Origin of the sequence: Variovorax sp. PBL-H6, from assembly GCF_901827155.1 — a bacterium.
In the GTDB taxonomy this organism is placed as follows: domain Bacteria; phylum Pseudomonadota; class Gammaproteobacteria; order Burkholderiales; family Burkholderiaceae_C; genus Variovorax.
Genome location: NZ_LR594659.1, coordinates 5,666,036 through 5,680,937, shown reverse-complemented (window position 1 = coordinate 5,680,937; position 14,902 = coordinate 5,666,036). Strand labels below are relative to the sequence as shown.

At 67.1% G+C, this 14,902-nt stretch carries 9 protein-coding genes and 1 pseudogene; 5 read left to right on the top strand and 5 right to left on the bottom strand.

The window, feature by feature from the left end; genetic code table 11:
- Positions 1–2 precede the first annotated feature (2 nt).
- Together G3W89_RS26760 and G3W89_RS26755 are read right to left on the bottom strand one after the other, a co-directional pair.
- Positions 3–1,631, bottom strand: coding sequence for an MFS transporter (locus tag G3W89_RS26760; RefSeq protein ID WP_162576987.1), 1,629 nt, complete (start codon positions 1,629–1,631; stop codon positions 3–5).
- Between the two features lie 6 nt (positions 1,632–1,637).
- A complete protein-coding gene (locus tag G3W89_RS26755; protein ID WP_068679263.1) occupies positions 1,638–2,150 on the bottom strand; it encodes an Lrp/AsnC family transcriptional regulator in 513 nt (170 codons plus the stop codon).
- Between the two features lie 183 nt (positions 2,151–2,333).
- On the opposite strand from G3W89_RS26755, the gene G3W89_RS26750 reads away from it, so the two are divergent.
- From G3W89_RS26750 to G3W89_RS26730, 5 genes and pseudogenes are all read left to right on the top strand, one after another.
- Positions 2,334–5,939, top strand: coding sequence for an indolepyruvate ferredoxin oxidoreductase family protein (locus G3W89_RS26750; RefSeq protein WP_162576986.1), 3,606 nt, complete (start codon positions 2,334–2,336; stop codon positions 5,937–5,939).
- 219 nt (positions 5,940–6,158) lie between these two features.
- Positions 6,159–6,491, top strand: coding sequence for a preprotein translocase subunit YajC (gene yajC / locus G3W89_RS26745; RefSeq protein ID WP_162576985.1), 333 nt, complete (start codon positions 6,159–6,161; stop codon positions 6,489–6,491).
- 46 nt (positions 6,492–6,537) lie between these two features.
- Positions 6,538–8,418: a protein translocase subunit SecD gene (gene secD, locus G3W89_RS26740; RefSeq protein WP_162576984.1), complete on the top strand. Its 1,881-nt coding sequence runs from the start codon at positions 6,538–6,540 to the stop codon at positions 8,416–8,418.
- Positions 8,419–8,432: 14 nt separating this feature from the next.
- Complete coding sequence (gene secF, locus G3W89_RS26735; RefSeq protein ID WP_162576983.1) at positions 8,433–9,383, top strand: protein translocase subunit SecF; 951 nt, start codon at positions 8,433–8,435, stop codon at positions 9,381–9,383.
- 134 nt (positions 9,384–9,517) lie between these two features.
- Positions 9,518–11,926: pseudogene (locus G3W89_RS26730) on the top strand (DUF1631 family protein).
- A 10-nt stretch (positions 11,927–11,936) separates the two neighbouring features.
- Here G3W89_RS26730 and G3W89_RS26725 read toward each other — a convergent pair.
- The 3 genes from G3W89_RS26725 to G3W89_RS26715 form a co-directional block, all read right to left on the bottom strand.
- Complete coding sequence (locus G3W89_RS26725; protein WP_162576982.1) at positions 11,937–12,446, bottom strand: DUF494 family protein; 510 nt, start codon at positions 12,444–12,446, stop codon at positions 11,937–11,939.
- A 63-nt stretch (positions 12,447–12,509) separates the two neighbouring features.
- On the bottom strand, positions 12,510–13,646 hold the full coding sequence (gene dprA / locus G3W89_RS26720) for a DNA-processing protein DprA (RefSeq protein WP_162576981.1): 1,137 nt from the start codon (positions 13,644–13,646) through the stop codon (positions 12,510–12,512).
- A gap of 16 nt (positions 13,647–13,662) precedes the next feature.
- The gene (locus G3W89_RS26715) at positions 13,663–14,880 is read right to left on the bottom strand and encodes a LysM peptidoglycan-binding domain-containing protein (RefSeq protein WP_162576980.1); all 1,218 of its coding nucleotides are present in this window, start codon (positions 14,878–14,880) and stop codon (positions 13,663–13,665) included.
- Positions 14,881–14,902: the final 22 nt, after the last annotated feature.

The following is a 14,902-nucleotide window of genomic DNA, read 5'->3' as shown; positions in this document are numbered from 1 at the left end:
GCTTAGCGCCGCACAACGTAGCGCGTCACCACCGGTAGCGTCTCGCCCTGGTGGAATGCCAGGCGCCGCTCGCGCAGTGCCATGTCGGCAGCGGTGGCGCGGTGGAATCGACGCAGGTGCTCGGTCCACGACTCGTCGACGATCTCCTCGACATAGCGCCCGGGCTCGGCGATGTCGTGCAGCAGCTCCCAGCCGATCGCACCCTGGCTCAGGCGAGCGCGGCGGGTCTGATGCATCACCACGTGGAAGGCGGCGGCGCGCGCCGGATCGATCATGTATTCGATGGTGACCACCACGCGGCCTTCCTCCCCCGGCGCCTCGCTTGGCGGGCCCTTGGTCCAGCCCTTGTGGGCGGGCGTGGTGTCGTCCTCCTCGCCGACGCCGTCGGTCACGTGGCGGATGGCCAGCAGCATGGCGACGGTGCCGCTCGCCGCTGCAATGCCAAGGCTGACGTAGAGCGAGGAAAGCTCCGCCACCTGGCCCCAGAGTGCCGCGCCGAAGGCGCTGGCCCCCATGATGGCCATCTGGTAGGTGGCCATGCCACGCGCGCGCACCCAGTCCGGCAGCGCCAATTGGGCGGATACCGAGAGCGAATTGGCGACCGTGATCCAGGCCATGCCGCCAAGGAACATCGCCGGAACCGCGACCCAGGCGGTGGGCGCCACCGCCATCACTGCGGTGGCGGCGGACTGCAGCATCGTGCCTCGGATCACCAGCTGGTCGCGCGTGAGCGCCTGGCGCAGCCGCGGAAGGAACATCACCGCGAGGATCGCGCCCGAGCCCATCGCGGCGAGCAGCAGCGTGAAGGTGCCGGCGCCGCCGCCGCGCAGGTTGCGCGCGAGCAGCGGCAGCAGCGCCAGCAGCGCGGTGGAATGCAGGAAGAAGATCGAGATGCGCGTGAGCACTGCACGCATCCGCTGCGACTGTCGAACGAACTGCACGCCCACGCGCATGGCGCTGATCAGCTTCTCGCGGCCCAGCGGGTTCGGCTTGTGCTCGCGCCGCCAGCGCAGCACGATGAAGCCGGAAATCAGGCACAGCGCCGCGTTGAGCCCGAACACCCACACCGTGCCCGCGCTCGCAATCAGCGTGCCGGCCAACAGCGGGCCGACGATGCGCGAGGCGTTCATGGCGACGCCGTTGAGACCGAGCGCGGCCGGCAGTTGGGTACGCGGCACCAGCTCGGGCACGATGGCCGAGAACACCGGCCAGCGCAGCGCCAGCCCAATGCCATTGGCAAAGGTCAGGGCCAGCAGCAGCGGCGCATTCATGAGGTCCATCACCACCGCACCGCAAAGAACGATGGCAGCGCCGGCGAGCCAGAACTGGGTGGCGACGAGCCAGCGCCGCCGGTCCAGGATGTCTGCCAGCGCGCCGCTGGGCAACCCGAGCAGGAATACCGGGAGGGTGGAAGCCGACTGGACCAGCGCGACCCACATCGGCGAGGTGGTCAGCGAGGTCATCATCCAGGCCGCCGCCACGTCGTTCATCCACATGCAGATGTTGGCCACCAGCCAGGTGCTCCACAGCATGCGGAACACCGGCAGCTTGAGCGGCTCGAAGGGGCCGACGCGCGGCAGCTGCACGCGCTTCGGGGCGACGGGGGTTTCCTCGGTCGAGATGGGTGGCATGTGCCGTTATTGTCCGGTCCCTGGCCTGCCGGGCTTGCCAGTCTTGCGCGCGAGATGTCCCAGCGGCAGCGCACGGCTGGCCTTGACCTCGCCGAGCGAGAAGCTGGTGTGCAGATCCTTCACGTTGGGCAGGTGCATGAGGCTGTTGAGTGCGAAGCGGGAGAAGCCATCCAGGTCCTCGGCCACCACCTGCAGCTCGAACATGCCGGTGCCGCTGATGTAGTGGCAGGCCACCACCTCGGGCAGCTTGCGGATCGCCTCCTCGATCTTGCGCGTGACTTCGCCGGTGGCGCGGTCGGTGTCCAGGCGCACGAAGGCCAGCACGCCCAGGCCGATCTTGTGACGGTCGATCTCGGCGTGATAGCCGCGGATGTAGCCGGCCGCTTCCAGCGCGCGCACCCGGCGCCAGCACGGCGCGGCCGACAGCCCCACCCGCTGAGCCAGTTCGGCGTTGGTGAGCCGGGCATCCGCCTGCAGTTCTTGCAGGATAGCGAGGTCAAACTTGTCGATGCTTTCCATCCGACGGTATCTTAAGCAAGATCCTTTCAAACAGGGGTGTTGAACGGGCAAAAAACGCAAACACCTATCAAGACGCCAGGCATACACTTTGCGAGCATGATGGCTCGGGAGTGTTCCTACCCGAACGCTTCGCCTCTACCCAAACCGCCACGCCCACAAGGCACAGCCACGGAGACAACGACGATGAACGCACCGCTGCCCCAGCACATTCGCGAGGCTCTCGAAACGGTCACGCTCGACGACAAATACAGCTTGGACTATGGCCGCGCCTTCATGAGCGGCGTGCAAGCTTTGGTCAAGCTGCCCATGCTTCAGCGCCTGCGCGACCAGCAGGCCGGCAAGAACACGGCGGGCTTCATCAGCGGGTACCGTGGTTCGCCGCTCGGCGGCTACGACCAGGCGCTTTGGAAGGCGAGCAAGTACCTCAAGGAACGGCACATCGTGTTCCAGCCGGGCGTGAACGAAGAGCTCGCAGCCACGGCGCTCTGGGGCACACAGCAGCTGGGCTTCGCGCCGCCGGGCACCAACAAGTACGACGGCGTGTTCGGCATCTGGTATGGCAAGGGCCCGGGCGTGGACCGCTGTTCCGACGTCTTCAAGCACGCCAATATGGCAGGCACCACGCCTTGGGGCGGCGTCATCGCAGTCGCCGGCGACGATCACATCTCCAAGAGCTCCACCGCGGCGCACCAGAGCGATCACATCTTCAAGGCCTGCGGCACGCCGGTCTTCTTCCCTGCCAATGTGCAGGAGATCCTCGACCTCGGCATTCACGCGTTCGCCATGAGCCGCTTTGCCGGCATCTGGTCGGGCATGAAGACGATCCAGGAGATCGTCGAATCCAGCGCGACCGCGATGATCGACCCCGAGCGCGTCGAGATCGTGGTGCCCACCGACTTCCAGATGCCCCCCGGCGGCCTGCACATCCGATGGCCGGACCATGCGCTGGAGCAGGAAGCACGGCTGATGCACTACAAGTGGTATGCCGCGCTGGCGTACATACGTGCAAACCGGCTCAACCACAACGTGATCGAGGGGCCGCATGACCGCTTCGGCATCATGGCCAGCGGCAAGGCCTACAACGATACGCGCCAGGCCCTGATCGACCTCGGACTGGACGACGCGGCCTGCCGCCAGTTGGGCATCCGGCTGCACAAGGTGGCCGTGGTGTGGCCGCTCGAAGCCCAGCTCACGCGCGACTTTGCCACCGGGCTGCAGGAGATCCTGGTGGTGGAGGAAAAGCGCCAGGTCATCGAGTACCAGCTCAAGGAAGAGCTCTACAACTGGCGGGCCGACGTGCGGCCCAACGTGGTCGGCAAGTTCGACGAGGGCGAGGTGCACGAGGTCGAAGGCTACTCAGGGGGCGAATGGTCGATGCCCAATCCGACGGCCCACACGCTTCTGCGTGCCAATGCCGACCTGAACCCCGCACTGATCGCCAAGGCCATCGCCACGCGCCTGAAGAAGACCGGCATCCTCGCGGCCGCCGGAGCGGACATGGCGGCGCGCATCGACGCGCAGCTCGCCATCCTCGAGGCCAAGGAGCGCGCGATGGCTGCACCGCAGACCGTGGGCGTGGCCGACGCTGCGCGCCAACCGTGGTTCTGCTCGGGCTGCCCGCACAACACCAGCACCGTGGTGCCCGAGGGCTCGCGCGCCATGGCTGGCATCGGCTGCCACTTCATGGCGACCTGGATGGACCGTTCGACGCTCGGCTTCACGCAGATGGGTGGCGAGGGCGTGCCATGGGTAGGCCAGCAGCCCTTCACCACCGAGCCGCACATCTTCGCCAACCTCGGCGACGGCACCTATTTCCACAGCGGCCTGCTGGCGATCCGACAGAGCATCGCAGCCGGCGTCAACATCACCTACAAGATCCTCTACAACGACGCGGTCGCCATGACCGGCGGACAACAGATTGGCGAGCGCCCCGAGGGCCATTCGGTGCTGCAGATCGCGGAGAGCCTCCATGCCGAGGGGGCGGCCAAGGTGGTGGTGGTGACCGACGAGCCCGAGAAGTATGAAGGTGTCAACATCCCCGGACAGGACGTGAAGGTGCGCCACCGCGATGAGCTGGACGAGCTCCAGCGCGAGTTCCGGGAGATCAAGGGCACCACCGCCATCATCTACGACCAGACCTGCGCGACCGAGAAGCGCCGCCGCCGCAAGCGCGGCACGGCGGTCGATCCGGCGAAGCGGGTTGTGATCAACGAGCTGGTGTGCGAAGGCTGCGGCGACTGCAGCGTGAAGAGCAATTGCCTGTCGGTGGAGCCGCTGGAGACCGAGTTCGGCCGCAAGCGCACCATCAACCAGAGCACCTGCAACAAGGACATGAGCTGCCTCAAGGGCTTCTGCCCGAGCTTCGTGACTGTCGAGGGGGGGCAGCTCAAGAAGAAGGCGAAGAACAAGGCGTCCATGCCGGTCGAGCTGGGCGCACTGGTCGAGCCAGCGCTGCCTTCGCTCGCGGGCAGCAAGGTCTGGGGCATCGTGGTCGCCGGCGTCGGTGGCACCGGCGTGATCACCATCGGCCAGCTGCTGGGCATGGCGGCCCACATCGAAGGCAAGGGCATCGTCACGCAGGACGCCGCAGGCCTCGCGCAGAAGGGCGGCGCCACCTGGAGCCATGTGCTGATCGGCGACACGCAGGACGACATCCGCACCACCCGCGTCGGCACTGCCGCCGCCGACCTGGTGCTGGCCTGCGATCCGCTGGTCAGCGTCAACGCCGAGACCCTGGCGCGCATGCGCGAGGGCCGCACTCACGTGGCGCTCAACAGCCACAGCACTCCCACTGCGGCCTTCGTGCGCAACGCCAACTGGCAGAACCCGCAGGACGCCTGCGCCGCCGAGATCGCGCGCTCGGTGGGCGCCGAGGGCCTCGGTGCCTTCGATGCCGACGCCGCCGCGACTTCGCTGATGGGCGACACCATCTACGTCAACCCGATGCTCCTGGGCTATGCCTGGCAGAAGGGCTGGATTCCGCTCGAGCACGCATCGCTGATGCGCGCGATCGAACTGAACGCGGTAGCGATCGAGAACAACAAGGCCGCCTTCGAATGGGGCCGCCAGGCGGCGCAGCGCCCCGAGGAATTGCGCAAGCGCGTCGCTCCCGGCCAGGTGGTCGAGTTCAAGAAGCGTGAAACGGTCGAGAACCTGGTGGCTCGCCGCGTCGAGTTCCTCACGGCTTACCAGAACACGGCCTATGCCGGGCAGTACAAGGCCTTCGTGGCCAAGGTGCAGCAGGCCGAGGCGTCGCTGGGCAAGTCCAGCCTCGCCGAAACCGTGGCGCGCTACCTGTTCAAGCTGATGGCCTACAAGGACGAGTACGAGGTCGCGCGCCTGCACAGCGACCGCGGCTTCCTGGAACGGGTCGAGGGCATGTTCGAGGGCGACTACAAGCTCAACTACCACCTCGCCCCGCCGATGATTGCCCAGCGCAACGCCAAGGGCGAGTTGCAGAAGCAGAAGTTCGGTCCGGCGATGTTGACCGGCTTCCGCCTGCTCGCGAAGCTCAAGGGCCTGCGCGGCACGGCTCTCGATCCCTTCGGCCGCACGGACGAACGCAGGACCGAGCGCGCGCTGGTCGGCGAGTACCGCGCGAGCATCGAGGAGCTGCTGTCCGGCCTCGACGCCAGCAATCATGCGCTGGCCCTCGAGATTGCAAGCCTGCCCGAGCAGATCCGCGGCTACGGCCATGTGAAGGAGCGCAATTTGAAGGCGGCGCGCATCCGCTGGGCCGAGTTGATGGCCAAGTGGCGCAACCCGCAAGCTGCCCTCGTCGCCGCCTGAGGCTTGCAGGAGGGCGACCGGCGAGGCGGCACTCAAAGCCCTGTTCACCCTGCCGGCTTAGCTCCGGCGGGGTGAGCGCCGCCGAATACAATGCGCGATGTTCTGCGGGGCCCAGCCCCGCCTCAGCGCGTCTGTTCCATGGCCCATGCCATGCACTGCGCAGAATCGCGAGCCCCCAGGGGGCCGCACTCATACCTTCCTCTCTGCTGGAGACTTCCCTTGTTCATTTCCTCCGCTTTCGCCCAGACCGCGCCTGCTGCTGCCGGTGGCAGCGACATGATGTCCTCCCTCGGCAGCATGCTGCCGCTGGTGCTGATGTTCGTGGTGCTGTATTTCGTGATGATCCGCCCGCAGATGAAGCGCCAGAAGGAATCGCGCGCCATGATCGATGCCTTGGCCAAGGGCGACGAGGTCGCTACCGCCGGGGGCCTGCTCGGCAAGATCACGCAGATCGGCGAGCAGTACCTGACGGTGGAGATCGCCAAGGGCGTCGAGGTGCAGCTGCAGCGCAGCGCGGTGGTCCAGGTCCTGCCCAAAGGTGCAATTAAGTAAGGAGAAAACGTGGGTGCTTCGCGCCGCGTCCTTCGAGGTTGACTAGATGAACCGTTACCCGGTCTGGAAGTACGCGATCATCGTCGTCGTGCTGCTCGTGGGGCTGATCTATGCCCTTCCCAATTTCTTCGGCGAGGCGCCTGCGGTGCAGGTGTCCTCGGGCAAGTCGATCGTCAAGATCGACGCCGGGACTCAGGCTCGCGTGGCCGAGGCATTGAAGGCGGCCGGCCTCACGCCGGACCTGCTGACGCTCGACGCCAACTCGGTGCGGGCGCGCTTTGCCACCACGGACGACCAGCTGAAGGCCCGCGACGTGCTGCAGCGCACGCTGGTGCCGGACCCGAGCGATCCGCCCTACGTCGTGGCCCTCAACCTGGTGTCGCGTTCGCCCGCCTGGCTGACCGCCCTGCATGCCTATCCCATGTACCTGGGCCTGGATCTGCGCGGCGGCGTCGACTTCCTGCTGCAGGTCGACATGAAGGGCGCCATCGACAAGAAGGCGGAATCCTTCTCCAATGACCTGCGCTCGGGGCTGCGCGACAAGAACATCCGCGGCGCCGCGGTCACACGCAACGGCCAGGCCATCGAGGTGCGTTTCCGCGACGCCGCGGCGCTGGCGGCAACCAAGGCGCTGATCCAGGACCAGTTCCCCGACCTCGCCACCACCGACAGCCAGGATGGCAGCGAGTGGCGGCTCACGGCCACGATCAAGCCCGAGGCGGCGCGCCGGCTGCAGGACGCGGCGCTCAAGCAGAACATCACGACGCTGCACAACCGGATCAACGAGCTGGGCGTGGCCGAGCCGGTGATCCAGCAGCAAGGGCTGGACCGCATCGTGGTGCAGCTGCCGGGCGTGCAGGACACGGCCAAGGCCAAGGACATCCTGGGGCGCACCGCCACCCTCGAGATGCGCCTGGTGGATGAGTCCGCCGAGGGTCGCGCAGCCGAGACCGGCAGCGGCCCGGTGCCCTTCGGCTCCGAGAAATTCCTCGACCGCGAGGGCCGCACGGTGATCGTCAAGAAGCAGGTCCTGGTGACCGGCGAGAACCTCACCGACGCCCAGCCCGGCTTCGACTCCCAGACCCAGCAGCCCAAGGTCGACCTGACCATGGACGCCAAGGGCGGCCGCATCATGCGCGACGTCAGCCGGGAGAACTACCGCAAGCGCATGGCCATGCTGATCTTCGAGAAGGGCAAGGGCGAGGTGCTCACGGCGCCTTCGATCAATGGCGAGCTGGGCAACCGCTTCCAGATCTCGGGTTCGATGAACGTAGTGGAAGCCAACGACCTGGCACTGCTGCTGCGCGCCGGCTCGCTTGCTGCGCCGATGGAGATCATCCAGGAGCGCACCATCGGCCCGAGCCTGGGCGCCGACAACATCCAGAAGGGTTTCGACAGCGTGATGTACGGCTTCGCCGCGATCATGGTGTTCATGTGCGTCTACTACATGCTGTTCGGCCTGTTCTCGTCGGTCGCGCTGGCGGTCAACCTGCTGCTGCTGGTGGCCATCCTTTCCATGCTGCAGGCCACGCTCACACTGCCTGGCATCGCCGCCATGGCGCTGGCGATCGGCGTGGCCATCGACTCCAACGTGCTGATCAACGAGCGCGTTCGCGAGGAATTGCGCAATGGCGCCTCGCCGCAAGCCGCCATCCACGCGGGCTACGAGCGCGCCTGGGGCACCATCCTCGACTCCAATGTCACCACGCTGATCGCCGGCGTTGCCCTGCTGGCCTTCGGCTCGGGGCCGGTGCGCGGCTTCGCGGTCGTGCATTGCATCGGCATCGTCACCTCGATGTTCTCGGCCGTGTTCTTCTCGCGCGGCCTCGTGAATCTCTGGTACGGCCGCAAGAAGAAGCTCAAGAGCCTGTCCATCGGCACGGTCTGGAAGCCAGGCGCCGACAACGCCGCCGCAGCGGCCAAGTAAGGGAGCACTGAACCATGGAGTTCTTCCGAATCCACCGCACGATCCCGTTCATGCGCTATGCGCTGGTGCTGAACGCGATCTCCGTCCTCACCTTCCTGCTGGCCGTCTTCTTCCTGTTCCACCGCGGCCTGCACCTGTCGGTGGAGTTCACCGGCGGTACAGTCATGGAGGTCGCCTACCAGCAGTCGGTGGACGTGGGCAAGGTGCGCGAGACCATTGCCAAGCTCGGCTACCCCGACGTGCAGGTGCAGAACTACGGCACCTCGCGCGACATCCAGATCCGCCTGCCGGTGCAGAAGGGCCAGACCTCGGCGCAGCAGAGCGAGCAGGTGATCGGGGCGCTGAAGGCGGTCGACGCCTCCGCCACCCTGCGCGGCAACGAATTTGTCGGCCCTCAGGTGGGCGAGGAGCTCACCACCAACGGCCTCAAGGCGCTGGGCATGGTGGTGGTCGGCATCATGATCTACCTGGCCTTCCGCTTCGAATGGAAGTTCGCGCTCGCCACGGTGCTGGCCAATCTCCACGACGTGGTCATCATCCTGGGGTTCTTCGCCTTCTTCCAATGGGAGTTCTCCCTGGCGGTGCTGGCGGCGGTGCTGGCGGTGCTGGGCTACTCGGTCAATGAGTCGGTCGTGATCTTCGACCGGGTGCGCGAGAATTTCCGGCGCTACCGCAAGATGACGACTCGCGAGGTGATCGATAACGCGATCACCTCCACCATCAGCCGCACCATCATTACCCACGGCTCGACGCAGCTCGTGGTGCTGTCGATGTTTTTCTTCGGCGGCCCGACACTGCACTATTTCGCCTTGGCGCTGACCATCGGCATTCTGTTCGGCATCTACTCTTCCGCGTTCGTGGCGGCCGCGATCGCGATGTGGCTGGGCGTGAAGCGCGAGGACCTGGTCAAGACGGCATCCAAGCAAGGCGATCCGGACGACCCGAACGCCGGCGCCACGGTGTGACCGGCGCGGCACCTGGCTGGCCGGGCTGTGCGAATTCGGGTTGGCGAGATGCATCCGGTGCCCTTGTGCGGTTACGCTTCACGATGCAAGCTCGAAGTTGTTGAGCCGTTCCAATTGCCGTCTTCGCCTCTCACATGATCTCGCGGTCACCCGCCTCTTCCCAGCAGCTCGCCCGTGAGACCCGCGAGCGGTTCGTTGCCGCCACGGAAGGGGCGATCGCACCCATCGCTCTTGCGGTCCGCGAGCGGCTGGCAGCGCTGGCCGGGATGACCGCCAGCGTCCGCGAGATGCAGCAGCACCGCGACGACTACCTGGCCTACCAGGCCCAGGGCTCCAGCTGGGTGCCGATGTCGCAGAGCGCATGGCGCAAGGCGCTGATTGGCGTCGTCCAGAGCGGCTCCACCGGTGGGCTGCGCCTTGAGCTGATCGGCGACGAGGTGGTGGAGACCAACATCCTGTCGTCGCGCCTGGCACAGTCCATCCAGGACAAGGCCCAGTTCGAGCTCAACGACTTGCGCCTGCGCATCCAGCACCTGGAAGGAACCGGCGAGCTGGACCCCAAGGACGTGCTCAAGCCCGAGGCGCTGGCCCGGACTCTGGTCGACCAGTGGCTGGCCGCCGGATTGAGCCGTGAGACCTGGGCCCGCGTGCAGGATGTGGTGCAGCAGCGCCTGGTCGAGGTGGTGGTGGCGGCTTACAAAGACGCCAATGCCTTCCTGATCGAACGCGGCGTGATGCCTGAGATCGATCTGAAAAGTTTCGTCAAGCGAACCGGTAGCGCGGGTTCCAACAGCGCGCCGCTGGGCGGCAGTTTTGCACGCTCCTCCCAGCCGGGCAGCGCCTCCTTCAACATGGGCGGTGCTCAAGCGATGCCGGGCGGTTTCGGCGCGGCCCCGGGCAGCTTCGCCCCGGCGGCGATCGGCGTGGGTGCGGGTCGCGGGCCAGGCACGGCGGGCGGCGACACCCTGGTCGCCACCGGCGGCTCCCCACTGGTAATGGCACGCCAGCGCGCGCAAGGCGTGCTGCTCAACCTCAAGCGTTTCGTGACTGCTCGCATCGGCGGCGACCTGAGCCAGATGCGCACGCCGGGCACCCAGGGGCCGGCTGCCGGCTCCGCAGGAGGTCCGGGCGGTCGTGGCGCTGGCGTCGGCCTGGCCGCGCCGGCTTTTGCCGCCGCCATCGCCGACGCCGAGGCCGCTTACCAGGCGATGGCGTCGCAGTACGTGGTCGGCGACGAGGCCACGGCGATGCACCAGACGGCGGCCGAGCTCCGCCGGCGTACCAGCGAGCTCAAGAAGAAGGCGCCGACCACCGCCGACAAGGCCACGGTCGAGATCGTGGCGCTGATGTTCCAGGCCATCCTGGCCGAGGAGCGCATCCCGTTTTCGGCGCGCGTCTGGTTTGCGCGCCTGCAGATGCCGGTGCTGTGAGTCGCGATCGCCGAACCGGAGTTCTTCGGCACGCTGCAGCATCCGGCGCGCATGCTGATCGACCGCATGGGTTCCTGCGTGATGGGTTTCGATGCCGCAGCCATTTCGGGCAGTGCGCTGGAGGGCGAGATCCGCCGCGTGGTGCAGGTGATCGAGCAATACCCGGAGACCGGCCAGCGGGTATTCAAGCTGGTGTTCGACGAATTCGTCGCCTTCCTCAACAAGTACCTGACGCAAAGCGATGCAACCCAGCGCGTGATGAGCGTGGCGCAGCAGGTCGAGCAGAAGGAGACGATGGCGATCCAGTACACCATCGAGTTGCGCAAGATGCTCAACGACATGCCGGTGCGCGAGGAGATCCGTGAGTTCCTGTTCAAGATCTGGGCTGAGGTGTTGGCGATCGCGGCGCTGCGCTATGGCGCCCAGGACGATCAGACCGTCACCCTCAAGCGCGCTGCGTCCGATCTGGTGTGGGCTGCCAGTGCCAAGCCCAACCGCAACGATCGCGCCCGTGTGATCCAGGACCTGCCCCAGCTGCTGCAGCGCCTGCGCCAGGGCATGAGCCTGCTGGGCATCGAGGGCGAGCCGCAGGAGGCGCAGATCAAGGTCATCGGCTCGACGCTTTCCGATGCATTCCTGTCCAAGACCGAGGCCATTCCGCCGGCCAAGATCGAAGCCATGGCCAAGCGCCTGGCCAATCTCGAGGATTTCGTCACGGACGCGGGCGATGCAACCGACCTGCCGCTGGATGCCGCGAGCATCGAACTGCTGCTGGGTGTGGACGCCGCCTCCCTCGAGGTTGTCCCCGATACCGGCACCAAGGTCGGCGAGGACATGCTCCAGTGGGCACACGAGCTGCAGGTCGGCACCTGGTTCATGCTCGACCACAACGACCGGGTCAGCCAGGTCCAGTTCGTCTGGCGCAGTGAGCGCAAGCAGCTGCACCTGTTCGCCTCCAGCGACGGGCGAAGCTTCCTGATTCAGGTGGGGCGGCTGGCGTCCTATCTGCAGGCCGGACTGCTGGTGCCCGCCGAGGAAGAAACCCTCACCGTGCGGGCTACCCGTGAAGCGCTGGCCAAGCTGGACGCGAATCCGGAGCGGCTCTTGAACTGAGGCCAGCAGCTCAATGGGCGACGCGGTCCACCGTGTTGTCGCAGAGCTCGTCGAGCACGAGAGTGTCGGGCTCGACGCCGGTGCTCCAATGCACCATCAGCACGATGATCTTGAGCTCGCCGAGCTCCAGCGGATCGCCTGTCGTGGCCATGGCGCGATCGATCACGATCTCGCGCAAGCCAGTCGGCAGCACGCCCGAGGACTCCAGGAAGCTGACGAAGCCGAGGCACTCTGCGCCCAGGTGTTCCTGCTCGGCCATCGAATAGATGCGCATGGAGCCCGGCGATTCGGGCATCGCCGCCGGACCTTCCAGGCTCACCGTGGCGCTGGTGCCCTCGGTATGTCGGGTGAGCTGGATGCCCTGGGTGGCGAGACTCAGCCCGTCGAGCCAGTGCAAGGCGTCGCGGATCTCCTGGGGATCGAAGCCCTGGGCGCTGAGTTTGCGGCCCAGTTGCTCGGCCTGGGGACAGGCATCGCCCCGCCAGTAGTTTTCGTACACGTACACGAGCACTTCGAACATGGAGCCAATATAGCCCAGGTTCGAGTCGGCGCGGTTGCCTTCCCAGCGCGACGCAAGAAGCGCTCAGCCTTGGGCGACTCGCTGGAACAGGCCGCCGGGCATCCGGGCGACGTGGCCGGCGAGCTCGAGCTCCAGCAGTTGCGCCTGCAGGGCGGCAACCGTGTGGCCCGTGCGCGCACACAGTGCATCCAGGCTTGCCGGGTCGTAGCCCATCGCCTGCAGCAAGCCTCCGTCCGGGCAAGCGGACTCTTCTTCCCGCGGCGGCATGGCTGGCGAGGGGGCCGCGTCGAAGCGCAGCTCCTCGAGCACGTCGCCAACCGTCTCGACCAGCTTGGCCCCCTGCCGGATCAGGGCATGGCAGCCGCGCGACTGAGGCGAATGGATAGAACCCGGAATGGCGAACACCTCCTTGCCCTGCTCGCTCGCGAGCCGCGCAGTGATCAGCGAGCCCGACTGCAGCGCCGCTTCCACCACCAGCGTGCCGCGCGAGAGGCCCGCGATGATGCGATTGCGCCTCGGGAAGTTCTGGTTGAGCGGCGGCGTGCCCAACGGGAATTCGCTCACGATCAGCCCGCGTTCGGCAATGCGTTGCGCCAGCGCGTGGTGCCGCGCGGGGTAGACACGGTCCAGCCCGGTACCGACCACGGCGACGGTCGCCGGCCGGAGCGCATCGGTGGCGGCGTCCAATGCGCCCTCGTGCGCCGCGCCGTCGATGCCGAGCGCCAGCCCTGACACCACCGAAATGCCAGCATCGCCGAAAGCTCGGGCAAAGGCCCGCGCATTCGAGGTGCCCTGCGCCGTCGGATTGCGGCTGCCCACCATCGCGATGCTGCGCACCAACTGTGCGAGCTCGAGCGGCGCCGGCCCGATCAGGTAGAGCACCAGAGGGGGATCGGCCATCTCGAGCAGCGAGGCCGGATAGGCAGGATCGCCCAGCGCGATGACGCGGTGCGTCGCGCCCTGCGGGCCGTTGCTCCCGAGCCACTCGAGGGTGCGGTCGACCAATGCGCCGAGTTCCGTCGGCGCATCGAGCAGCGCGCCGGCCTGGACGTCGGTCACGACCTGCCGGAGTGTCGTGGCGGGTTGGGCAAAGATCTCCGCGGGCAGGCCGAAGGCCGCGAGCAGCTTGCGCGCAGCCGTGTTGCCGATGCCCGGCGTCAGCGTGAGCCGCAGCCAGCCCGCGAGTTCGGCGCGTTCCACGCGAGGCTGAGCCGGGTCAGGGGTTGATCAGCAGGTCGCCGATGCGCGGCGCGTCGTTGATCTCGAGCACCAGTGCATACGAAACCCGCTCGAAGGGGCGGAACACCATGAGGAGGCCGATGCGCTCGTTCGGCAGCTTCAGCATTTCCTTGGCGGCGCCGGTCTTGTCGACGATGGTGTCGCCGTTCTTGAGGATGGCGAGCACATGCCCGTTCTCGATGCCATCGATGGTGCCCTTGTTGATGGCCACCACCTGGTTCTGGGCGGCGAACTGCACGGCGTTGCCATAGACCGAGACGATGCGGCCGTCGGCGATGGTTTGCGCCGGCGCGCGCGGCACGTAGCTCAGCAGCTGGCGCGGCGGCTCGGGCAGCAGGCGGTCGCCAGCGCGCATTTCCTCGCGTGCAGCGACGATGTCGATGGTGGCCGGCACCGGGTACACGACCTCCTTGCCCTCCACCTCTGCCTTGGCGCTCGATTCGCCGCGCTGCAGCTGGGCCTTGCCCAGGTACTGCGCCTCGTAGCCGAGGATTTCGCCCGTCCCGGGGTCCTTGAGCGGTGTCGCATTGCGGAAAACGCGGTAGGTCCGGATCGGGCCGGGCGCTTCCATCAGCGGTGCGTCGGGCTCACCGCGTGCATAGGCGCGGTCACCGCGCGCCAGCACCACGCGGCTGTCGTTGCCCGCGACGATGCGCGGGGCGGTTGCCAGTGTCGCGGCGTCGACCACCACAGGCTCTGCCAGGAAAGGTTCGATCACGCTGGGATTCAGCGTGGGCAGTGCCATGTCCGCCAGCGACTCGTACCGCGTGCGTGGCGAGAGCTTGATGGTGCCGCCTTCGGGCGCGCCGCTGCCGCCGCGTCGCATCGCGAGCCGCGCGCGACCGCCGCTCTTGTCGAGGTAGAGCACCTGGCCGGGATAAATGCGGTGCGGGTTCTGGATCTCGCCCATGTTCATGCCCCACAGCTCGGGCCAGCGCCATGGGCTGCGCAGATAAAGGCGGGAGATGGCCCAGAGCGTGTCGCGCGGCTTGACCGTGTACTCGTCGGGTGCGTTCGGTGCCAGTTCGGACAGAGGTACGCCGGCCTGAGCCGCCTGCTGCGCCGTCGTGCGCTGCTGCGGAGTCACGGGGTAGCTCTGCGCCTGGGCCGTCGCCCCCAGGCCCGCCATGGTGATCGCCGCCAGCGTGGCGAGGAGGTTCGGACGCAGGCTGTGGTTCATGCGGTGTTTCTTCATGGTCGGAGGGTGTAAGCGCACG